The following is a 21238-nucleotide window of genomic DNA, read 5'->3' as shown; positions in this document are numbered from 1 at the left end:
AACATATAAGAGAGACCCGCATGCGCACCCTGATGATCGAGCCCCTGACCAAAGAAGCCTTCGCCCAGTTTGGAGACGTGATCGAAACCGACGGCAGCGACCACTTCATGATCAACAATGGCTCGACCATGCGCTTCCACAAGCTCGCCGCGGTCGAGACCGCCGAGCCAGAAGACAAGGCGATCATCAGCATCTTCCGCGCCGACGCGCAGGACATGCCGCTGACCGTACGCATGCTGGAACGACATCCGCTGGGCAGCCAGGCTTTCATCCCGCTGCTCGGCAACCCCTTTCTGATCGTGGTCGCGCCCGTTGGCGATGCACCTGTATCAGGCTTGGTCCGTGCCTTCCGTAGTAATGGCAGGCAGGGCGTCAATTACCATCGCGGCGTTTGGCACCACCCGGTGCTCACGATCGAAAAGCGGGATGATTTCCTGGTGGTTGATCGCAGTGGTTCTGGCAACAACTGCGATGAGCATTACTTCACCGAGGAACAGATGCTGATCCTCAATCCCCACCAATAAGAAAAGGTCGATCATCCGGGTTTCAACCTGAACGGTGATCGGCAGAGGTACATACTGTGGAAGCACACCTTCACGAATGGCTGAACCTGAGCATTCGCTGGGTTCACATGATCACCGGTGTCGCCTGGATCGGTGCATCGTTCTACTTCGTCTGGCTGGAGAACCACCTGAACCGAAGCAACCCGCGCGATGGGTTGTCGGGTGATCTCTGGGCAATTCACGGCGGTGGTATCTACCACCTGGAGAAATACAAGCTCGCACCCCCGAAAATGCCCGAGAACCTGCACTGGTTCAAATGGGAAGCCTACTTCACCTGGATGTCCGGTATCGCCCTGCTGTGCGTGGTGTTCTACTGGAACCCGGCGCTGTACCTGCTGGCCCCTGGCAGCACCCTGAGCGGTGCCGAAGGCGTGGCCATCGGTATCGGCTCGCTGGTCGCTGGCTGGTTCATCTACGACTTCCTGTGCGACTCGCCCCTGGGCAAGAAGCCAGCGCTGCTCGGCGGTGTACTGTTCGTGCTGATCATCGCCGCCTGCTGGGGCTTCAGCCTGGTGTTCAGCGGCCGTGGTGCATACCTGCACACCGGCGCGATCATCGGCACCATCATGGTCGGTAACGTGTTCCGCATCATCATGCCGGCCCAGCGCCAGCTGGTGGCGGCGATCGAGAACAACCAGACGCCCGACCCGGTACTGCCGGCCAAGGGCCTGCTGCGCTCGCGCCACAACAACTACTTCACCCTGCCGGTGCTGTTCATCATGATCAGCAACCATTTCCCGAGCACCTACGGTAGCCAGTACAACTGGCTGATCCTGGCCGGTATCGCAGTAGCCGCGGTTCTGATCCGCCACTACTTCAACACCCGCCACGACAGCAACAAGTACGCCTGGACCCTGCCCGTCGGCGCCCTGGCGATGATCTGCCTGGCCTACGTCACCGGCCCGAAACCGATGGCCGTAAGCCCTGAGCAAGCCGCCGCCAAGGTCGAGTACCAGCCGCTGCCTGCGACCGCCGTCGGTGGCAAGACCGCTGCCGAGCAGCGCGCAGAGGACGCCGCCAAGGCTGCCCAAGCGCCGACTGCACCTGCGCAAGCACCGGCCCAGGCCGCTGCCCAGGCCGGTGGTGGCGACTTCGACAAGATCCACAATGTCATCCAGGAACGCTGCACCGTGTGCCACTCGTCCAAACCGACCAGCCCACTGTTCAGCGCCGCGCCTGCCGGCGTGATGTTCGACACCCCGCAGCAGATCCAGGCCCAGGCCGCGCGCATTCAGGCGCAAGCGGTCGCCAGCCAGATCATGCCGCTGGGCAACATCACCCAGATGACCACCGAAGAGCGCAAGCTCGTCGGCGACTGGATCGCCAAAGGCGCCCAGGTCAACTGACAAACCTGTCGGGCCGAAACTGCTCCCTGTGGGAGCGGGTTCACCCGCGAAGAGGCCGGTACTCCCGGCCTCTGTTTCAAGACATACGCAACAAGCAAGCATCGAGCGTTCAACTGCAAGCGGGAACCCCAGGCTCTCTTCATCGAGAAACTGCCGCTTGAAACCGACGCTTGGATCCGAGAATAAAAACAAAACTCGAGGTGCTGCATGTCCGAGTCACGCAAGGCGTATATCCCCATTGCGCCGCCGCGCGAACCCTTGCCCTTGTTCCAACTGATCCTGGTTGGCCTGCAACACGTTCTGCTGATGTACGGTGGCGCGATTGCCGTGCCGTTGATCATCGGCCAGGCCGCTGGATTGTCCCGTGAAGAAGTCGCTTTCCTGATCAACGCCGACCTGCTGGTCGCTGGCGTCGCCACCATCATCCAGTCGTTCGGTATCGGCCCGGTGGGCATCCGCATGCCGGTAATGATGGGTGCCAGTTTCGCTGCCGTCGGCAGCATGGTGGCCATGGCCGGCATGCCCGGCGTGGGCCTGCAGGGGATCTTCGGCGCGACCATCGCCGCCGGGTTCTTCGGCATGCTGATCGCGCCGTTCATGTCCAAGGTCGTCCGCTTCTTCCCGCCGCTGGTCACCGGTACGGTGATCACTTCGATTGGCCTGTCGCTGTTCCCGGTGGCGGTCAACTGGGCCGGTGGCGGCCATGAAGCTGAAGCCTTCGGCTCGCCGATCTACCTGATGGTGGCAGGCCTGGTGCTGGCGGTCATCCTGTTGATCAACCGCTTCATGCGTGGCTTCTGGGTCAACGTGTCGGTGCTGGTGGGCATGGGCCTTGGCTACATCCTGGCCGGCTCCATTGGCATGGTCGACCTGTCTGGCCTGAAAGACGCTCCGTGGTTGCAGGTGGTAACCCCACTGCACTTCGGCATGCCGACCTTCAGCCTGGCGCCGATCCTGTCCATGTGCCTGGTGGTGGTGATCATCTTCGTCGAGTCCACCGGCATGTTCCTGGCCCTGGGCAAGGTGACTGATCGCGAAGTTACGCCAGGGATGCTGCGTCGCGGCCTGCTGTGCGATGCCGGTGCGTCGTTCATTGCCGGCTTCTTCAACACCTTCACCCACTCCTCGTTCGCCCAGAACATCGGCCTGGTGCAGATGACCGGGGTGCGCTGCCGCTTTGTCACCATCGTGGCCGGTGCACTGCTGATTCTGCTCAGCCTGCTGCCCAAGGCGGCCTTCCTGATTGCCTCGATCCCGCCTGCGGTACTGGGCGGCGCATCCATTGCCATGTTTGGCATGGTCACCGCCACCGGGATCAAGATTCTTCAGGAGGCGGACATCGGCGACCGTCGCAACCAGCTGCTGGTGGCGGTGAGCGTCGGCTTCGGGTTGATCCCCGTGGTGCGTCCGGAGTTCTTTGCCCAGATGCCGCAGTGGATGGAACCCATCACCCACAGTGGTATCGCCATGGCCACGGTCAGTGCCCTGGTGTTGAACGTGCTGTTCAACATCCTCGGTGGCGCCGACCGCGCGGTGCACAACGACGCCTGTCACGAGCACTGAGCCAAAAGGGGCGGCGCTTTGCCGCCCCTCACTCACATCTGCAGTAACCGCTACGCCGTCGACCCGCCGGAATGGGTCGCCCGGGGCGCCTGCGCGCCAAAAAAACCGCCAACAAAAACAATAAGTCCGGGAATCACAACATGAAGCGCATCACCACGTCCCTGTTGTTGGGCAGCAGCCTGCTGGCCACCCTACCCTCGCATGCAGGCGAATGGCTGCAATGGCATGGCGAAAGCCTGACGTACCTGTATGGCAAGGACTTCAAGGTCAACCCTGATATCCAGCAGACCATCACGTTCGAGCACGCCAACAAATGGAAGTACGGCGACACCTTCATGTTCGTCGACAAGATCTTCTACAACGGCAAGGCCGACCCCGGCAAAGGCGTGACCACCTACTACGGCGAGTTCAGCCCGCGCCTGTCGTTCGGCAAGATCTTCGACCAGAAGCTTGCCTTCGGTCCGATCAAGGACGTACTGCTGGCCATGACTTACGAGCGTGGCGAAGGCGACAACGCAGCCTACCTGATCGGCCCCGGCTTTGACCTGAACATCCCCGGCTTCAACTATTTCACCCTCAATTTCTACGTGCGCAACACCGAGGGCAGCCGCCCAGGTGACAACGTCTGGCAGATCACCCCTGGCTGGTCGTACACCATTCCCATGGGCAGGTCTGACATTCTGATCGACGGTTACCTGGACTGGGTCACCGACAACGACCAGACCCGTCGTGGCACCTATCACGCCAACCTGCACTTCAACCCACAGGTGAAATACGACCTGGGCAAGGCGCTGAGCCTGGGCGCCAAGCAGCTGTACGTAGGCTTCGAGTACAGCTACTGGAAGGACAAATACGGCATCGACAGCCGCGGCAATCTGGACAGCAACCAGAGCGTCGCCAGTGCCCTGATCAAAGTGCATTTCTAAGAAACTGACCAAGCGCACAAGTTTGATACACACCGCTCCAGGACGGAGCACTTGAGGCGCGGCGCGCAAGCCAGTAATCTGCGCGCCCCCTCGATCAGGGCAGAACGGATTCTGCCTGCGTTTCCTGACCGCTCAGTCAATGAATACGGGCGGTTGGCCAACGTGTTGCCAGCCTGAAAGACCCTTTTCATCCGTTCAGAACGAAGTCGAGCAGGAAGGTTTTGCCAACCCGGAAAAGTTGGCTCAACCCTTGCCAAACAGCTGTGGCCTATCGAAAAAAGCTGACTCGCAAGACAACAAAAAAGCGCCAATACCGAGCGCTGACAACAGATCAATCAAGGGAGCGACACTCGCAATGCGTACCATCAACAGCCTGATCCTCGCCGGCGGCCTGCTGGCCTGCGGCACCACCTACGCCGACGACCTGCTGCAATGGCAAAACAACAGCCTGACCTACCTGTGGGGCAAGAACTTCAAGGTCAACCCGGCGATCCAGCAAACTGTCACGTTCGAGCACGCCGATGGCTGGAAGTACGGCGACAACTTCATCTTTGTCGACAAGATCTTCTACCAGGGCCAGAAAGACGCCGGCAATGGCCCGAATACCTATTACGGTGAGATCAGCCCACGCCTGTCGTTCAACAAGATCTTCGACCAGAAGGTTGAGTTCGGCCCGGTCAAGGACGTGCTGCTGGCGATGACCTACGAGTTTGGCGAGGGTGACACCGAGTCGTACCTGATCGGCCCAGGCTTCGACCTGGCCATCCCCGGCTTCGACTACTTCCAGCTGAACTTCTACAACCGCACCACCGACGGCAGCCGCGCCGGCGACAACGTGTGGCAGATCACCCCGGTGTGGTCGTACACCATTCCGGTCGGCGATTCCGACGTGCTGATCGACGGCTTCATGGACTGGGTGGTGGACAACGACGAAAACCGCCGCGGCACCTACCACGCCAACCTGCACTTCAACCCGCAGATCAAATATGACCTGGGCAAGGCATTGCACCTGGGCGAGAAGCAGCTGTATGTGGGTGTGGAGTACGACTACTGGAAGAACAAGTACGGCATCAAGGACAGCGATGCCTTCACGACTGACCAGAACACCATGAGCTTCCTGGTAAAAGTGCACTTCTGACCTGAGCATGGGCTCTGTGTGGGCGGGCTTGCCCGCTCCCACAGGGTCAGTGCTGTTTCTGAGGTTTGCGCGGTACTTGTGGGAGCGGGCAAGCCCGCGAACCGGGGCAAAGCCCCTGCCATGCAACCTTAGTTAGCAGGCCGGATCGCCCGCCACAATTTGCCGGCAACCGCCACCACCGCCAGTACCACGGCACCAGCCACCACCCCGGCCACGCCATTGAGCAGCGCCCCGGTCAGCGCGCCACCGCGCCCCTCGCTGAACGCTTCGATCGCATGATGCAGCGGCTCGATGCCATGCACCAGAATGCCGCCACCGACCAGAAACATCGCCGCCGTGCCGATCACCGACAGGCTCTTCATCATGTACGGCGCGGTACGCAGGATGCCGTTGCCGACGGCCTGTGCCAGGCTCGATGCCTTTTGGGTCATCCACAACCCCAGGTCATCAAGCTTGACGATGCCCGCCACCAGCCCGTAAACGCCGACGGTCATGACGATGGCAATGCCCGACAGCACGATGATCTGCTGGGTCAGCGGTGCATCGGCCACGGTACCCAAGGTGATGGCGATGATTTCTGCCGACAGGATGAAGTCGGTGCGCACCGCGCCCTTGATCTTGGCCTTCTCGAAGGCCACCAGGTCGACACTGGCGTCAGCCACGGCTTCCTTTCGGGCATTGTGCTGCGCGTCGTCCTCTTCCTTGCTGTGCAAGAACTTGTGCGCCAGCTTCTCGAAGCCCTCGAAGCACAAGTAAGCGCCACCGATCATCAACAACGGCGTAACCGCCCACGGAATGAACGCGCTGATCAGCAGCGCCGCCGGCACCAGGATTGCCTTGTTGACGAACGACCCCTTGGCCACCGCCCAGACCACCGGGATTTCGCGCTCGGCGCGCACGCCGGTAACCTGCTGGGCATTCAGCGCCAGGTCGTCACCCAGCACACCCGCAGTCTTTTTCGCCGCGACTTTGGTCATGAGCGAGACGTCGTCCAGCAGCGTGGCGATGTCGTCGATCAGTACCAGTAGACTGCTTCCTGCCATGTTTGCCTGTTTCCACTGAAATGAATGTGCCGGAGTCTAGCCGAAAGTCGCTGCCTTGAGCGCCCGTCAAGCCCGGTGCTACCATGCCCGATCCCTCATAGAGGTGGCCAGACACGAGGAAGATCCCTGACCATGAGCACCATTCGCGAGCGCAACAAGGAACTGATCCTGCGCGCGGCCAGCGAGGAATTCGCCGACAAGGGCTTCGCCGCCACCAAGACCAGCGATATCGCGGCCAAGGCCGGCCTGCCCAAGCCAAACGTGTATTACTACTTCAAGTCCAAGGACAACCTCTACCGCGAGGTCCTGGAAAGCATCATTGCGCCGATCATGCAGGCATCCACGCCGTTCAATGCCGACGGCGACCCCAAGGAAGTGCTGAGTTCGTACATTCGTTCGAAGATCCGCATTTCGCGCGACCTGCCGCACGCCTCCAAGGTATTCGCCAGCGAGATCATGCACGGCGCCCCGCACCTGTCGCCGAACCAGGTGGAGCAGCTGAACGAGCAGGCCCGGCACAACATCGAGTGCATCCAGCGCTGGATAGACCGCGGGCAAATTGCCCATGTGGACGCGCATCACCTGATGTTCAGCATCTGGGCGGCGACCCAGACCTATGCCGATTTCGACTGGCAGATTTCTGCGGTGACGGGTAAGGCCAAGCTGGCCGACAGCGATTATGACGCGGCCGCCGAGACCATCATTCGCATGGTGTTGAAAGGCTGTGAGCCTGAGGCAGCCTGAACCATACCGGAGAGCCATTCGCGGGCAAGCCCGCTCCCACACGATTACCACATGCCCGAAGACTGTGGTGAACCTGTGGGAGCGGGCTTGCCCGCGAATGGGCCAGAACAGGCAATAGAGATTTAGGCCGCTACCCCGGCATCTGCCCGCAACCCCACCTCCTCGATCGCACTGATCGCACACTGCTCGTCGATATCCGACGTATCGCCGCTGATCCCCACCGCACCCAGCACCTTGCCGTCCTGATCACGAATCAGCACGCCACCCGGTGCCGGCACCACCGGCCGTTCACCCATCCCGTTCAACGCGGCAAAAAACGCCGGACGCTGCTGGGCGTCCAGCGCCAGCAAACGCGAGCCCTTGCCCAGGGCAATCGCCCCCCAGGCTTTGCCAGTGGCCACTTCAGGGCGGATCAGGCTGGCGCCATCCTCACGCTGCAGCGCCAGCAGGTGCCCACCGGCATCCAGCACCGCCACGGTCAGTGGCGCGGCATTGATCTTGCGGCCCGCTGCCAGTGCGGCATTAACCAGGCTGACAGCGACTTTCAGGTTCAAGACGTTCATGGAAAGGTCCTCTTCTTGTTGTGAGAAGCCCTGAGGGCAGTTGAAAACCGATAGGGCAAATAGAACACAACGAAAGGCATTTTTGTATACAATATTTTGAAACGATCGTATGCGATGGCGCAAATAGCCGTTTTCATGGCCGCTCTGACGAAACCTGCCCCACCCGATGAAAACCCATTGACCTGAGCCGTCAGCCGTGAATACACTCTGTCGCAAAGCAAGTTGTATACAATTACAAAATCGATGAGGCACAACCCATGAGCAAAATGAGAGCAATCGATGCAGCCGTTCTGGTCATGCGCCGTGAAGGTGTAGATACCGCGTTCGGCATCCCAGGGGCTGCCATCAACCCGTTGTACTCGGCCCTGAAGAAAGTCGGTGGCATCGATCACGTCCTCGCTCGCCACGTCGAAGGTGCCTCGCACATGGCCGAGGGCTACACCCGCGCCAACCCGGGCAACATCGGCGTGTGCATCGGCACTTCCGGCCCAGCCGGCACCGACATGGTCACCGGCCTGTACAGCGCCTCGGCCGACTCCATCCCGATTCTCTGCATCACCGGCCAGGCCCCGCGTGCACGCCTGCACAAAGAAGACTTCCAGGCCGTCGACATCACCAGCATCGTCAAGCCGGTGACCAAGTGGGCGACCACCGTTCTGGAGCCGGGCCAGGTGCCTTACGCCTTCCAGAAAGCCTTCTTCGAAATGCGCAGCGGCCGCCCAGGCCCGGTACTGATCGACCTGCCGTTCGACGTGCAGATGGCCGAAATCGAATTCGACATCGACGCCTACGAGCCGCTGGCCATCAACAAACCGTCTGCCACTCGCGTACAGGCTGAGAAAGCCCTGGCCCTGCTGAACGACGCCGAGCGCCCACTGCTGGTAGCCGGTGGCGGCATCATCAACGCCGATGCCAGCGACAAGCTGGTCGAGTTCGCCGAACTGACCGGCGTACCGGTAATCCCGACCCTGATGGGCTGGGGCACCATTCCGGACGACCACGCACAAATGGTCGGCATGGTCGGCCTGCAGACTTCGCACCGCTACGGCAACGCCACCCTGCTGAAATCCGACCTGGTGTTCGGTATCGGTAACCGCTGGGCCAACCGCCACACCGGGTCCGTCGACGTCTACACCGAAGGCCGCAAGTTCGTGCACGTCGACATCGAACCGACCCAGATCGGCCGCGTATTCACCCCGGACCTGGGTATCGTTTCCGACGCCGGCAAGGCACTGGACGTGTTCCTGGAAGTGGCCCGCGAGTGGAAAGCCGCTGGCAAGCTGAAGTGCCGCAAGGCCTGGCTGCAAGACTGCCAGGAGCGCAAGGCCACCCTGCAGCGCAAGACCCACTTCGACAACGTGCCGGTCAAGCCGCAGCGCGTGTACGAAGAGATGAACCAGGTATTCGGCAAGGACACCACCTACGTCAGCACCATCGGCCTGTCGCAGATTGCCGGCGCGCAGTTCCTGCACGTGTACAAGCCACGCCACTGGATCAACTGCGGCCAGGCCGGCCCGCTGGGCTGGACCATCCCTGCCGCACTGGGTGTTGTGAAGGCAGACCCGAAACGCAAGGTTGTCGCGCTGTCCGGTGACTACGACTTCCAGTTCATGATCGAAGAACTGGCAGTGGGCGCGCAGTTCAACCTGCCGTACGTCCACGTGCTGGTGAACAACGCTTACCTGGGCCTGATCCGTCAGGCGCAGCGTGGCTTCGACATGGATTACTGTGTACAACTGGCCTTCGAGAACATCAACTCGACTGAAGCTGCCACCTACGGTGTCGACCACGTTGCAGTGGTCGAAGGCCTGGGCTGCAAAGCCATTCGCGTGTTCGAACCGGCCGAGATCGCCCCTGCCCTGCTCAAGGCGCAGAAGATGGCCGAAGAGTTCCGCGTGCCGGTCGTGGTCGAAGTGATTCTCGAGCGTGTGACCAACATTTCCATGGGCACCGAGATCAACGCGGTCAACGAGTTCGAAGACCTGGCGCTGGTCGGCAACGACGCGCCAACCGCCATCTCGATGCTGGACTGATCGCCTGACGCCCCCAGGCACGCCCTGGGGGCCTTCATCGCAAGGAGACAACTCATGCCTCGCTTCGCTGCCAACCTGTCCATGCTGTTCACCGAACAGGACTTCCTGGCCCGCTTCAAGGCTGCCGCCGACGCTGGTTTCAGTGGTGTCGAATACCTGTTCCCGTACGACTTCAGCGCTGCCGAAATCAAGCAGCAGCTGGAAGCCAACGGCCTGACCCAGGTGCTGTTCAACCTGCCTGCCGGCGACTGGGCCAAAGGTGAGCGCGGTATCACCTGCCACCCTGACCGCGTCGAAGAATTCCGTGCCGGTGTCGACAAGGCCATCGAATACGCCAAGGTGCTGGGCAACACCCAGGTCAACGCCCTGGCCGGTATCCGCCCACAAGGCCCGGACTGCGCCACCGTGCGCAAGACCTTCGTCGAAAACCTGCGCTACGCCGCCGACAAGCTCAAGGCCGCCGGTATCCGCCTGGTCATGGAAATGATCAACACCCGCGACATCCCGGGCTTCTACCTGAACACCACCCAGCAGGCCCTGGAAATCCAGGCCGAAGTGGGCAGTGACAACCTGTTCCTGCAGTACGACATCTACCACATGCAGATCATGGAAGGTGACCTGGCTCGCACCATGGAAACCAACCTGCAGCTGATCAACCACATCCAGCTGGCCGACAACCCCGGCCGTAACGAGCCTGGTACTGGCGAGATCAACTACCGCTTCCTGTTCGAGCACCTGGACCGCATTGGCTACCAGGGCTGGATCGGCGCGGAATACAAGCCCAAGACCACCACCGAAGCAGGCCTGGGCTGGCTGAAGACCCATGTGGGAGCGGGCTTGTCCCGCGAAAGCGCCCGCAAAGACACCTCCATTGCCTGACCGACCGCATTCGCGGGGCAAGCCCGCTCCCACAGGGTTTTGTGGCAGCCCCGCGATCAGGCATCAACAAATATAAAGAGGCACATTCTCATGGCTAAAATCGGTTTCATCGGCACCGGCATCATGGGCAAGCCCATGGCCCAAAACCTGCAAAAAGCAGGTCACAGCCTGTTCGTTTCCACCCACCACGACGCCGCGCCAGCCGACCTGATCGCCGCCGGTGCAGTGGCCCTGGCCAACCCGAAAGAGGTTGCCCAGGAAGCCGAGTTCATCATCGTCATGGTGCCGGACACCCCACAGGTAGAAGCCGTATTGTTCGGTGAAAACGGCGTGGCCGAAGGCGTGGGCCCGAACAAGGTCGTGATCGACATGAGCTCGATCTCGCCTACCGCCACAAAAGTGTTCGCCGAAAAAATCAAGGCAACCGGCGCAGCCTACCTGGACGCCCCGGTATCTGGCGGCGAAGTCGGCGCCAAGGCCGCGACCCTGAGCATCATGGTCGGTGGCTGCCCGAAAGCCTTCGAGCGCGCCCTGCCGCTGTTCGAAGCCATGGGCAAGAACATCACCCGCGTGGGTGGCAACGGTGACGGCCAGACCGCCAAGGTCGCCAACCAGATCATCGTCGCCCTGAACATCCAGGCCGTCAGCGAAGCGCTGCTGTTCGCTGCCAAGAACGGCGCGGACCCAGCCAAGGTGCGTGAAGCACTGATGGGCGGCTTTGCTTCGTCGAAAATCCTCGAAGTGCACGCCGAGCGCATGATCAAGGGTACCTTCGACCCAGGCTTCCGCATCAACCTGCACCAGAAAGACCTGAGCCTGGCCCTGCAAGGCGCCAAGGAACTGGGCATCAACCTGCCCAACACCTCCAACGCCCAGCAAGTGTTCAACACCTGCCAGGCCCTGGGTGGCGGCAACTGGGACCACTCGGCGCTGATCAAAGGCCTGGAGCACATGGCCAACTTCTCGATCCGCGGCGACAAGTAATTTGTAAGCCTTACCGGCCTCTTCGCGGGCTCGCCCGCTCCCACAGGTACCCCACAGGCCTGAGGGCCATGAAATTCCTGTGGGAGCGGGCAAGCCCGCGAAGAGGCCAACACGGCTGAACCTGCGACCACAGGTTCAGCGGTAGCACCGAGCAACACCCGCCCCTGGTTCGGCCTGCACGGAGGCAGTTCCAGGGGCGTTTTTGATTCTGCAGAACAACAATAATTGGGAGCCTGCCATGTCGGTCGATCCGCAAAAAATTCTCCGCGAGCTGTTCGACACAGCCATCGCTGCCGCCCACCCTCGCCAAGTCCTCGAACCCTACCTGCCCGCCGACCGTAGCGGCCGGGTCATCGTCATCGGCGCCGGCAAGGCCGCAGCCGCCATGGCCGAAGTGGTCGAAAAAAGCTGGCAGGGCGAAGTCTCGGGCCTGGTCGTCACTCGCTACGGCCATGGCGCCAATTGCCAGAAAATCGAAGTGGTCGAAGCCGCGCACCCGGTCCCGGATGCCGCTGGCCTGGCCGTGGCCAAGCGCGTGCTGGAGCTGGTCAGCAACCTCAATGAAGACGACCGCGTCATCTTCCTGCTGTCTGGCGGTGGTTCTGCGCTGCTGGCGCTGCCGGCCGAGGGCCTGACCCTGGCCGACAAGCAACATATCAACAAGGCACTGCTGAAATCCGGCGCCACCATCGGCGAGATGAACTGCGTGCGCAAGCACCTCTCGGCGATCAAGGGCGGCCGCCTGGCCAAGGCCTGCTGGCCGGCCACGGTCTACACCTATGCCATTTCCGATGTACCAGGCGACCTTGCCACCGTGATCGCCTCCGGCCCCACCGTGGCCGACCCGAGCACGTCGGCTGATGCCCTGGCCATCCTCAAACGCTACAACATCGAAGCACCGAAAGCGGTCATCGACTGGCTGAACAACCCGGCCTCGGAAACCGTCAAGGCCGACGACCCGGCCCTGGCCCGCAGCCACTTCCAGCTCATCGCCAAACCCCAGCAGTCGCTCGAAGCCGCTGCGGTCAAAGCCCGCCAGGCGGGTTTCAGCCCGCTGATCCTCGGCGACCTGGAAGGCGAATCGCGCGAAGTGGCCAAGGTGCACGCCGGTATCGCCCGGCAAATCGTTCAGCACGGCCAGCCATTGAAGGCGCCCTGCGTGATCCTGTCCGGCGGCGAAACCACCGTGACCGTGCGCGGCAATGGCCGTGGCGGGCGCAACGCCGAGTTCCTGCTCAGCCTCACCGAAAGCCTCAAAGGCCTGCCGGGCGTGTATGCCCTGGCCGGTGACACCGACGGCATCGATGGCTCGGAAGAAAACGCCGGTGCCTTCATGACCCCGGCCAGCTACGCCCGCGCCGAGGCCTTGGGCCTGTCGGCCAGCGATGAACTGGACAACAACAACGGCTACGGCTATTTCGCCGCGCTGGATGCGCTGATCGTCACCGAGCCGACCCGCACCAACGTCAACGACTTCCGCGCCATCCTGATCCTCGAGACTGCCCAACCATGACGCCTGATAAAAAAGTAAAGATCCTCGCCACCCTCGGCCCTGCGATCAACGGCATCGACGACATCCGCCAACTGGTCGAAGCCGGCGTGAACATCTTCCGCCTCAACTTCAGCCACGGCGAACACGCTGACCACGCCCTGCGCTACCAGTGGATCCGCGAAGTGGAGCAGCAACTGAACTACCCGCTGGGCATCCTCATGGACCTGCAAGGGCCAAAGCTGCGCGTGGGCCGTTTCGCTGAAGGCAAGGTGCAGCTGCAACGCGGCCAGGCCCTGCGCCTGGACCTGGACAAGACCCCGGGCGACAACAACCGGGTCAACTTGCCTCACCCTGAAATCATCGCAGCCCTTGAACCCGGCATGGACCTGCTGCTGGACGACGGCAAGCTGCGCCTGCGCGTCACCGCCAAGCACAGCGATGCCATCGACACCGAAGTGCTGAACGGTGGCGAGCTGTCGGACCGCAAGGGCGTCAACGTTCCGCAAGCGGTACTCGACCTCTCCCCGCTCACCGAAAAAGACCGCCGCGACCTGGCCTTTGGCCTGGAACTGGGCGTGGACTGGGTGGCCCTGTCGTTTGTACAGCGCCCTGAGGACATCGTTGAAGCGCGCCAGCTGATCGGCGACCGTGCCTACCTGATGGCCAAGATCGAGAAACCCTCGGCGGTCGAACAACTGCAAGCCATCGCCGAACTGGCAGACGCGATCATGGTGGCCCGTGGTGACCTGGGCGTGGAAGTGCCGGCCGAAAGCGTGCCGCAAATCCAGAAGCGCATCATCAACACCTGCCGCCAGCTGGGCAAACCGGTGGTGGTGGCCACGCAGATGCTCGAATCGATGCGTTTCTCGCCAGCACCGACCCGTGCCGAAGTCACCGACGTGGCCAACGCCGTGGCCGAAGGGGCGGACGCGGTGATGTTGTCGGCCGAGACGGCCTCGGGTGACTACCCGCTGGAAGCCGTGCAGATGATGAGCAAGATCATCCGCCAGGTGGAAAACGGCCCGGACTACCAGGCCCAGCTCGACGTTGGCCGGCCAAAGGCCGAGGCTACCGTGTCGGACGCCATCAGCTGCGCCATCCGCCGTATCAGCGGCATCCTGCCGGTAGCGGTGCTGGTCAACTACAGCGAGTCGGGCGCCTCGACCCTGCGTGCTGCGCGCGAGCGGCCACGGGCACCGATCCTCAACCTGACGCCGAACCTGAACACCGCACGCCGGCTGAGCGTGGCCTGGGGCGTGCACTCGGTGGTCAATGACCGCCTGCGCCAGGTCGATGAGGTTGTGTCTACCGCGCTGGAAATTGCCCAGGCGCAAGGCATGGCCAGCCGTGGCGACACGTTGCTGATCACTGCCGGTGTGCCTTTCGGCAAGCCAGGGTCGACTAACACGCTGCGTATCGAGACATTGGTCTAAGCCACTGCACCTCTCCTGTGGGAGCGGGCGTGCCCGCGAATACGTCAGCCCGGACAACATCGTTGCTCCTGCTGGCCCTTTCGCGGGCACGCCCGCTCCCACAGGGTCGGTGTTGTCGCACACAACTGCGGAAAACCGAGGCCCAAAGAGGCCCACCGCCCTCCCATCAACCTCATTGACTGCCCCATGTACACCAAAAATTTCGTCAACCCGTGCCCCGACTGGGCCACGGCGTTACTCAACGGTTTCAGCCAGGTGCTGCTACTGCGCAACCCCCTGTGCGGCCTGTGCTGCCTGCTGGCCATCCTGCTGACCGCGCCCGACCTGGTCGGCGGCGCCCTGCTCGGCGCCCTGGCCGGCCTGCTCACCGCCCAGCGTCGCGGCTACGACCGTGCCGACCGCCAGGCCGGGCTGTACTGCTACAACGGCGTACTCATCGGCCTGCTGATCAGCGCCGTTCTGCCGTGGTCAGCGATTCTGCCGCCACTGATCATCGCGGCCGGCGGCCTGTCCAGCATCATCACCCACCAGTGGCGCAAGCGCGGCGGCAAGCTGCTGATTGCCTACACGGCGCCATTCGTGCTGCTGGGCTGGGGCACGCTGCTGCTCGTCAGCCCTTCACCCAGCGGCTTTGTCGAAGCCGATCCGCTGTATGCCCTGGCGCGCGGCATCGGTCAGATCTTCCTGCTCGACAACCCCTGGGCCGGCCTGTTGATCATCCTCGGCATGTTCATCGCCAGCCCCTATGCCGCCCTGTGGGCCGTGATCGGCTCGGCCATCGGCGGCGGCGTGGCACTGCTCACCGACCAGGCGCAAGCCGCATGGCTGGGCCTGTATGGCTTCAATGCAGCGCTGGCAGCATTGGCCTTTAGCCGGCAAGGTGAAAAGCCCTGGGTGACGCTGCTGGCCATTGCCCTGGCCCTGTTGCTGCAACCGCTGTTCAAACTGCTGCCAGTGCCTGGCCTGACCGCGCCCTTCGTCGCCGCCTGCTGGCTGATGCACCTGGGCAATCACCTGGCCCAGCCCAGGCAGCGCAACGCCAGCCGCTTGCACAGCTGAAACGCAGCCCCTAGGCTCAGCCCACCGCTTTTTTGGAATGAGCCAATGAACAACCCTGCGGGCCTGCGCGAGCGGCTCTTCGTCATCGTCTTCCAGTCCGATACCGTGGCTGGAAGACGCTTCGACAAAATCCTCCTGCTGATCATCCTGGCCAGCCTGGTCACGGTGATCCTCGACAGTATCGACGAGATACACCAGAGCTACGCCGGGTTGCTGGCCGCCATCGAGTGGGGCTTTACCGCGATCTTCCTGGCCGAATACATCACCCGCCTGTACTGCTCGCCCAAGCCCTTACGCTATGCCTTCAGCTTCTACGGCCTGGTCGACTTGCTGGCAATCGTGCCGGGGATCATCGCGTTGTACTACAGCGACGCCCAGTACCTGCTGATCATCCGGGTGATACGGATGCTGCGGATCTTCCGCGTGCTCAAGCTCAGCCCGTACCTCAAGCAGGCCCATTACCTGATGGAGGCGCTGCGCGGCAGCAAGCAGAAAATCATCGTGTTCCTGGTGACGGTATCGACCCTGGTCACGGTGTTCGGCACGCTGATGTATGTGATCGAAGGGCCGGAGCACGGCTTTACCAGCATCCCCAAGGGCATCTACTGGGCCATCGTCACCCTCACCACCGTGGGCTTTGGCGACATCGTGCCGAAGACACCGCTGGGGCAGGTGCTGTCGTCGCTGGTGATGATTACCGGTTACTCGATCATTGCCGTGCCGACCGGCATCTTTACCGCCGAACTGGCCAATGCCATGCGCGGGGAGCAGTTGCAGCATGACTGCCCGACTTGCCATAAGAAGACCCATGAGCATGGGGCGGCGTTCTGTTCCCGGTGTGGGAATGGGTTGTTTCCCAAGCAATGATGCTGCCTGTACCGGCCCTTTCGCGGGCTCGCCCGCTCCCACAGGATCACCACAAGGCTGAACGGTGTGCGGTCCCTGTGGGAGCGGGCGTGCCCGCGAAAGGGCCGGCACAGGCAGCGGCATAACCAAAGTGTTTTTTGTTCTTTAACCCGCCTCAAGCCACCCGCTATAGTCGCTGGCAATGTGCCCCAATAACCTTCAAGAACAAGGAAGCAACGTGAAAAAACTCTTCACCGCCTCGCTGCTCGCCGCAGGCCTGGCCCTGGGCAACCTCGCCCAGGCCGCCCCTACCCTGCTGAACGTTTCCTACGACGTGATGCGCGACTTCTACAAGGACTACAACCCGGCCTTCCAGAAGCACTGGGAAGCCGAGCACAAAGAGAAGGTCAACGTGCAGATGTCCTTCGGCGGTTCGAGCAAGCAGGCGCGTGCAGTGATCGATGGCCTGCCAGCCGATGTCATCACCATGAACATGGCCACCGACATCAACGCCTTGGTCGACCATGGCAAGCTGGTGCCGGACAACTGGGTAACCCGCCTGCCGAACAACAGCGCGCCGTTCACCTCGGCCACTGTGTTCATCGTGCGCAAGGGCAACCCGAAAGCCCTGAAAGACTGGCCAGACCTGCTGAAAGAGGGTGTGCAGGTGATCGTGCCCAACCCGAAGACTTCGGGTAACGGCCGCTACACCTACCTGTCGGCCTGGGGCTATGTGCTCAAGCAAGGCGGCGATGAAACCAAGGCCCGCGATTTCGTCGGCAAGCTGTTCAAGCAGGCGCCGGTGCTGGACACCGGTGGCCGTGCCGCCACTACCACCTTCATGACCAACCAGATTGGTGATGTGCTGGTCACCTTCGAGAACGAAGCCGAGATGATCGCCCGCGAGTTCGGCCGCGACCAGTTCGAAGTGGTTTACCCAAGCGTGTCGGCCGAAGCCGAGCCACCTGTCAGCGTGGTCGACAAGGTCGTGGCGAAGAAAGGTACCCAGGCCGTGGCCGAGGAATACCTGAAGTACCTGTGGTCGCCAGAAGCCCAGGAGATTGCCGCCAACAACTACCTGCGCCCGCGTGACGCGGCGGTACTGGCCAAGTACACCGACCGCTTCCCGAAAGTGGACTTCCTGTCGGTGGAGAAAACCTTTGGTGACTGGCGCACCGTGCAAAAGACCCACTTCAATGATGGTGGGGTGTTTGACCAGATCTATACCGGTCAGTAATTGATATAGGCAGGTCCGGCCCTATCGCCGGCAAGCCAGCTCCCACATGGATCGCACAATGCCCGAGGCGTGTGCAGTACCTGTGGGAGCTGGCTTGCCGGCGATAGGGCCAGTAGCTTTGACACACTTCTTCGAACTTTCTCCATCAACCTGCAATCAGTTCCTTGAGTAACCCTGCCCCGCTCACCCCGGCCCAAGGAGTACTCCAGTGCTGCGTTTTCTCTCTACCCTGCTGCTCGGCTGCCTGCTGAGCACCCACCTGTTGGCCGCTGACCCCGCCCCCACTGAAGAACAACCCGCCGAACCCGAACCGGTATTGCAAGGCGGGCTGCTTGGCGCCCTGGCCGACGGCCTGGACAGCGCCGCCCAAGAGCTGGACCTGGACGCCCACCTGGTGGATGCCTGGCGCCTGCGCACCGACCGCGCCGCCAAGGAAGTCGAGCGTCTGGTCGACCGCCACTCGGCCACCGACTCACTGCAACTGGCCGGCAACTTCATTCTGCTCACCCTGACCTGGGCCGCCAGCTTCGCGGCACTCACCTGCCTCGGCCGCTGGGTCGCCAAACGCACTTCTGGCACGCCCTGGCTACGCGAACGCAAACGCGCCAGCAGCCTGCTCGGCTACCTGCTGCCCTACACCCTGCCGGCGCTGGCCAGCCTGCCGCTGACGCTGTACGCCAGCCGCTTCCTCGACCCGTCAGTGGCCCGCGCCCTGGGCCTGAGCCTGGCCTATGCCACCAGCAGCGGCCTGTTCTCGACTTCGATCATCCTCTGCCTGGTGACCCTGTTCGATGCCGGCCACAAACGCGACGCCGTGGCGGTGATCAAACGCCTGGCCCCCCGCCCGCTGTTCATGATCGGCTTTCTCGCGGCCTGGAGCGACGCCCTGACCAGCCCGCAGATCGCCCGCCAGCTGGGCGGCAACATCACCGCCAGCATCGCCGTGGCCACGGGCCTGATTGCCACTTTCATCTTCGCCAGCCTGGTGATCCGCCTGCGCCGCCCGGTCGCGCACCTGATCCGCAACCGCGCCTTCAAGGACCGCGTGCAGCATCGCGCCGTGCAGGAAACCCTGCGGATCTTTTCGGTGCTGTGGTATTTGCCGATCCTGCTGATGATCCTGGTTTCGGCCATACACCTGATCGGTGCCGGCGAAGAAAGCCAGAAGGCACTGCAGAAGGCCTTGCTGACCACTGTACTGCTGGTCTCGACCGTGTTCCTCAGCACCTTGCTGCAACACTTGCTGGCCCAGCGCGAAACCGACCCTTCGCAACGGGTGCGCCCCTACAAGGAACTGCTGCGCAGCCTCGCCCATGCATTACTGCGCATCGCCATGGCGGTCACCTTCATCGAACTGCTGGGGCGCATCTGGGGCTTCTCGGTGGTCGATTTCGCCCTGAGCAACAGCCTGGGCCAGGCAATCAGCAACTCGCTTTCGAGCATCGGCCTGATCCTGCTGGTCACCTGGCTGCTGTGGGTGGTACTCGACACGGCCATCCAGGAAGCACTCAAGCCACCCGTTGGCCGGCGCAGCGCACGCCAGCCGAGTACCCGGGTACGGACCATCCTGCCGATGCTGCGCAATGCGATCAAAGTGATCCTGATCGTCATCTGCACCATCACCACCATGGCCAACCTGGGCATCAACGTCGCGCCATTGCTGGCCGGTGCCGGGGTGATCGGCCTGGCCATCGGCTTCGGCTCGCAGCAGCTGGTGCAGGATGTGATTACCGGCTTGTTCATCCTGATCGAGGACACCATTTCCATCGGCGACTGGGTAGTGCTCGATTCCGGCCATGCCGGTACTGTGGAAAGCCTGACGATCCGTACCTTGCGCCTGCGCGATGGCAAAGGCTTTGTGCACTCGGTGCCGTTCGGCCAGATCAAGGCGGTAACCAACCAGTCGCGGCAGTTCGCCTATGCGTTCTTCTCGGTGCAGTTCACCTACAACAGTGATGTGGATGCGTCACTGGCGCTGATCCATGAAGTGGGCAAGTCGATCAGCGAAGATCCGCTGCTGCGCATCAACCTGCAAGGGCCGTTGCAGGTATTCGGGGTGGACCGCATGGACTTGAACGGATTTGTGCTGACGGCGCAGTTCCGCACCATTTCCGGCGGGCAGTATGCGGTGAGCCGGGCGTTCAACGAGCGGCTGAAGAAGCGGGTGGACCAGACCGACAAGGTGAGCTTTGCCCAGGTGTATCCGCTGCCGGTGCAGGCTATTGGGGCTTGATGCCACCTGCTCTGGCCCCTTCGCGGGTAAACCCGCTGCCACAAACGGGTGCGTTCCCTGTGGGAGCGGGCATGCCCGCGAAGAGGCCAGCAAGGACAACATCAAACCTGACGGAATACCAAGGCTTTGAGCCCCCCGGCCGGGTCCACATCCGGAAACTCCGGCGGGTTCTCCAGCCGCTCGACAAACGCCAGCGCTGGCGCCTGCTCAGCCATCCCCTCGATCAGAAACTCCGGCCCGATCCCTGGGTCGTTGACACACGCCAGCACCGTCCCACCCGCGCTCAGCAACTCCGGCAAACGGCGCAGGATCTTCGCGTAATCCTGGGTCAGCACAAAGCTGCCACGCTGGAAGGTCGGCGGGTCGATGATGATCAGGTCGTAAGGCCCGTACTTGCGCACCTTGCCCCACGACTTGAACAGCTCGTGCCCCAGATACGCCACCCGCGATGCATCATGGCCATTCAGGCGATGGTTGTCGCGCCCACGGGACAGCGCCGACTTGGCCATGTCCAGGTTCACCACCTGCTCGGCACCCCCGGCAATCGCCGCCACCGAAAAGCCGCAGGTGTAGGCGAACAGGTTCAGCACGCGCTTGCCCGCCGCCTGCTCGCGCACCCAGCGCCGGCCGTAGCGCATGTCCAGGAACAGGCCGTTGTTCTGCCGCACGCCCAGGTCCAGCAGGTAGGTCAGGCCGTCTTCGACCACCTCGCGTTGCTGGCACGGCTCGCCCAGCAGCCACTGGCCAGGGCTGTCGGGCAGGTAGCGGTGCTGGATGAGGATGGCCTGGCCGGTCCATTGCGGGGCCTGGGCCACGTTGCGCAGCATGGCTTCCAGCTCGGCCAACTGGCCCTCTGGCAGCTCGCGGAACAGGGCTACCGACAGCACACCTTGCAACCAGTCGACAGTGACCTGCTCCAGGCCTGCCCAGCAGCGGCCACGGCCATGGAACAGGCGGCGGGTTTCCTGCGGGGCAGGGTCGAGAGCGGCGAGCAGGTGTTGCTCAAGGGTGTGGATCGGGGAAGTCATGGTGGGTCGCAGGCTGGCAAAAGCGGCATTCTACCTTGCTGGCCTCTTCGCGGGCACGCCCGCTCCCACAGGAATATCACAAGGCCAAGACCTGCACCGTACCTGTGGGAGCGGGCGTGCCCGCGAAG

General features: G+C 62.5%; 18 protein-coding genes. 15 read left to right on the top strand and 3 right to left on the bottom strand.

Translation table 11 applies throughout. The annotated features are described in order from the left end of the window. Positions 1 to 20: 20 nt before the first annotated feature. The 5 genes from AK81_RS05185 to AK81_RS05165 all read left to right on the top strand — a co-directional run bounded on the left by AK81_RS05185 (position 21) and on the right by AK81_RS05165 (position 5536). Positions 21 to 524, top strand: a complete 504-nt coding sequence (locus AK81_RS05185; protein WP_008091644.1) for an ureidoglycolate lyase — start codon at positions 21 to 23, stop codon at positions 522 to 524. A gap of 56 nt (positions 525 to 580) precedes the next feature. Beyond that, entirely contained in the window at positions 581 to 1909 is a 1329-nt protein-coding gene (locus AK81_RS05180) for a urate hydroxylase PuuD (protein WP_043197241.1), read from the top strand. A gap of 207 nt (positions 1910 to 2116) precedes the next feature. Further along, positions 2117 to 3472 (top strand): nucleobase:cation symporter-2 family protein, encoded by a 1356-nt coding sequence (locus AK81_RS05175; protein ID WP_043197240.1) that lies wholly within the window; start codon positions 2117 to 2119, stop codon positions 3470 to 3472. A 140-nt stretch (positions 3473 to 3612) separates the two neighbouring features. Beyond that, positions 3613 to 4398: an outer membrane protein OmpK gene (locus AK81_RS05170; protein ID WP_043197238.1), complete on the top strand. Its 786-nt coding sequence runs from the start codon at positions 3613 to 3615 to the stop codon at positions 4396 to 4398. A gap of 355 nt (positions 4399 to 4753) precedes the next feature. Beyond that, positions 4754 to 5536 (top strand): outer membrane protein OmpK, encoded by a 783-nt coding sequence (locus AK81_RS05165; RefSeq protein ID WP_016498611.1) that lies wholly within the window; start codon positions 4754 to 4756, stop codon positions 5534 to 5536. Positions 5537 to 5664: 128 nt separating this feature from the next. On the opposite strand, the gene AK81_RS05160 is transcribed toward AK81_RS05165, so the two are convergent. Beyond that, positions 5665 to 6579, bottom strand: coding sequence for a DUF808 domain-containing protein (locus AK81_RS05160; RefSeq protein WP_043197237.1), 915 nt, complete (start codon positions 6577 to 6579; stop codon positions 5665 to 5667). 132 nt (positions 6580 to 6711) lie between these two features. Between AK81_RS05160 and AK81_RS05155 the strand changes: the two genes are divergently transcribed. Then, complete coding sequence (locus AK81_RS05155) at positions 6712 to 7323, top strand: TetR/AcrR family transcriptional regulator (RefSeq protein WP_019099536.1); 612 nt, start codon at positions 6712 to 6714, stop codon at positions 7321 to 7323. Between the two features lie 122 nt (positions 7324 to 7445). Here the strand turns inward: AK81_RS05155 and AK81_RS05150 are convergent, their stop codons facing one another. After that, positions 7446 to 7886 (bottom strand): GlcG/HbpS family heme-binding protein, encoded by a 441-nt coding sequence (locus tag AK81_RS05150; RefSeq protein ID WP_043197231.1) that lies wholly within the window; start codon positions 7884 to 7886, stop codon positions 7446 to 7448. Positions 7887 to 8143: 257 nt separating this feature from the next. Here AK81_RS05150 and gcl point away from each other — a divergent pair, with 257 nt between their 5' ends. The 9 genes from gcl (at position 8144) to AK81_RS05105 (ending at position 20082) form a co-directional block, all read left to right on the top strand. Then, on the top strand, positions 8144 to 9919 hold the full coding sequence (gene gcl / locus AK81_RS05145; RefSeq protein WP_043197228.1) for a glyoxylate carboligase: 1776 nt from the start codon (positions 8144 to 8146) through the stop codon (positions 9917 to 9919). 54 nt (positions 9920 to 9973) lie between these two features. Further along, the gene (gene hyi, locus AK81_RS05140) at positions 9974 to 10798 is read left to right on the top strand and encodes a hydroxypyruvate isomerase (protein ID WP_043197227.1); all 825 of its coding nucleotides are present in this window, start codon (positions 9974 to 9976) and stop codon (positions 10796 to 10798) included. A 90-nt stretch (positions 10799 to 10888) separates the two neighbouring features. Then, positions 10889 to 11782, top strand: a complete 894-nt coding sequence (locus tag AK81_RS05135; protein WP_043197225.1) for a 2-hydroxy-3-oxopropionate reductase — start codon at positions 10889 to 10891, stop codon at positions 11780 to 11782. A gap of 238 nt (positions 11783 to 12020) precedes the next feature. Further along, complete coding sequence (locus AK81_RS05130; RefSeq protein WP_043197223.1) at positions 12021 to 13295, top strand: glycerate kinase type-2 family protein; 1275 nt, start codon at positions 12021 to 12023, stop codon at positions 13293 to 13295. After that, on the top strand, positions 13292 to 14707 hold the full coding sequence (gene pyk, locus AK81_RS05125) for a pyruvate kinase (protein WP_043197221.1): 1416 nt from the start codon (positions 13292 to 13294) through the stop codon (positions 14705 to 14707). Before AK81_RS05130 ends, pyk begins: the two co-directional genes overlap by 4 nt. A gap of 186 nt (positions 14708 to 14893) precedes the next feature. Next, positions 14894 to 15766: an urea transporter gene (locus AK81_RS05120; RefSeq protein ID WP_043197220.1), complete on the top strand. Its 873-nt coding sequence runs from the start codon at positions 14894 to 14896 to the stop codon at positions 15764 to 15766. A gap of 45 nt (positions 15767 to 15811) precedes the next feature. Then, positions 15812 to 16633, top strand: a complete 822-nt coding sequence (locus tag AK81_RS05115) for an ion transporter (protein ID WP_043197217.1) — start codon at positions 15812 to 15814, stop codon at positions 16631 to 16633. A 217-nt stretch (positions 16634 to 16850) separates the two neighbouring features. Then, on the top strand, positions 16851 to 17849 hold the full coding sequence (locus AK81_RS05110) for a sulfate ABC transporter substrate-binding protein (RefSeq protein WP_043197215.1): 999 nt from the start codon (positions 16851 to 16853) through the stop codon (positions 17847 to 17849). 208 nt (positions 17850 to 18057) lie between these two features. Next, positions 18058 to 20082 (top strand): mechanosensitive ion channel family protein, encoded by a 2025-nt coding sequence (locus tag AK81_RS05105; RefSeq protein WP_043197214.1) that lies wholly within the window; start codon positions 18058 to 18060, stop codon positions 20080 to 20082. 101 nt (positions 20083 to 20183) lie between these two features. Here the strand turns inward: AK81_RS05105 and AK81_RS05100 are convergent, their stop codons facing one another. Then, positions 20184 to 21110: a class I SAM-dependent methyltransferase gene (locus tag AK81_RS05100; RefSeq protein WP_043197213.1), complete on the bottom strand. Its 927-nt coding sequence runs from the start codon at positions 21108 to 21110 to the stop codon at positions 20184 to 20186. Positions 21111 to 21238: the final 128 nt, after the last annotated feature.

The organism is Pseudomonas putida W15Oct28 (assembly GCF_000708715.2).
In the GTDB taxonomy this organism is placed as follows: Bacteria; Pseudomonadota; Gammaproteobacteria; order Pseudomonadales; family Pseudomonadaceae; genus Aquipseudomonas; species Aquipseudomonas putida_R.
Note: the sequence above shows the minus strand (reverse complement) of the source record. Positions and strands in the feature narration are given on the sequence as shown.

Bases quoted from the DNA above. Each gene is read 5' to 3' on its own strand.
- AK81_RS05150 (WP_043197231.1), bottom strand. From the start codon at position 7,886: ATGAACGTCTTGAACCTGAAAGTCGCTGTCAGCCTGGTTAATGCCGCA.
- AK81_RS05130 (WP_043197223.1), top strand. From the start codon at position 12,021: ATGTCGGTCGATCCGCAAAAAATTCTCCGCGAGCTGTTCGACACAGCC.
- hyi (WP_043197227.1), top strand. From the start codon at position 9,974: ATGCCTCGCTTCGCTGCCAACCTGTCCATGCTGTTCACCGAACAGGAC.
- AK81_RS05185 (WP_008091644.1), top strand. From the start codon at position 21: ATGCGCACCCTGATGATCGAGCCCCTGACCAAAGAAGCCTTCGCCCAG.
- AK81_RS05175 (WP_043197240.1), top strand. From the start codon at position 2,117: ATGTCCGAGTCACGCAAGGCGTATATCCCCATTGCGCCGCCGCGCGAA.
- AK81_RS05160 (WP_043197237.1), bottom strand. From the start codon at position 6,579: ATGGCAGGAAGCAGTCTACTGGTACTGATCGACGACATCGCCACGCTG.
- AK81_RS05155 (WP_019099536.1), top strand. From the start codon at position 6,712: ATGAGCACCATTCGCGAGCGCAACAAGGAACTGATCCTGCGCGCGGCC.
- gcl (WP_043197228.1), top strand. From the start codon at position 8,144: ATGAGCAAAATGAGAGCAATCGATGCAGCCGTTCTGGTCATGCGCCGT.
- AK81_RS05135 (WP_043197225.1), top strand. From the start codon at position 10,889: ATGGCTAAAATCGGTTTCATCGGCACCGGCATCATGGGCAAGCCCATG.
- AK81_RS05120 (WP_043197220.1), top strand. From the start codon at position 14,894: ATGTACACCAAAAATTTCGTCAACCCGTGCCCCGACTGGGCCACGGCG.
- AK81_RS05165 (WP_016498611.1), top strand. From the start codon at position 4,754: ATGCGTACCATCAACAGCCTGATCCTCGCCGGCGGCCTGCTGGCCTGC.
- AK81_RS05170 (WP_043197238.1), top strand. From the start codon at position 3,613: ATGAAGCGCATCACCACGTCCCTGTTGTTGGGCAGCAGCCTGCTGGCC.
- AK81_RS05100 (WP_043197213.1), bottom strand. From the start codon at position 21,110: ATGACTTCCCCGATCCACACCCTTGAGCAACACCTGCTCGCCGCTCTC.
- AK81_RS05115 (WP_043197217.1), top strand. From the start codon at position 15,812: ATGAACAACCCTGCGGGCCTGCGCGAGCGGCTCTTCGTCATCGTCTTC.
- pyk (WP_043197221.1), top strand. From the start codon at position 13,292: ATGACGCCTGATAAAAAAGTAAAGATCCTCGCCACCCTCGGCCCTGCG.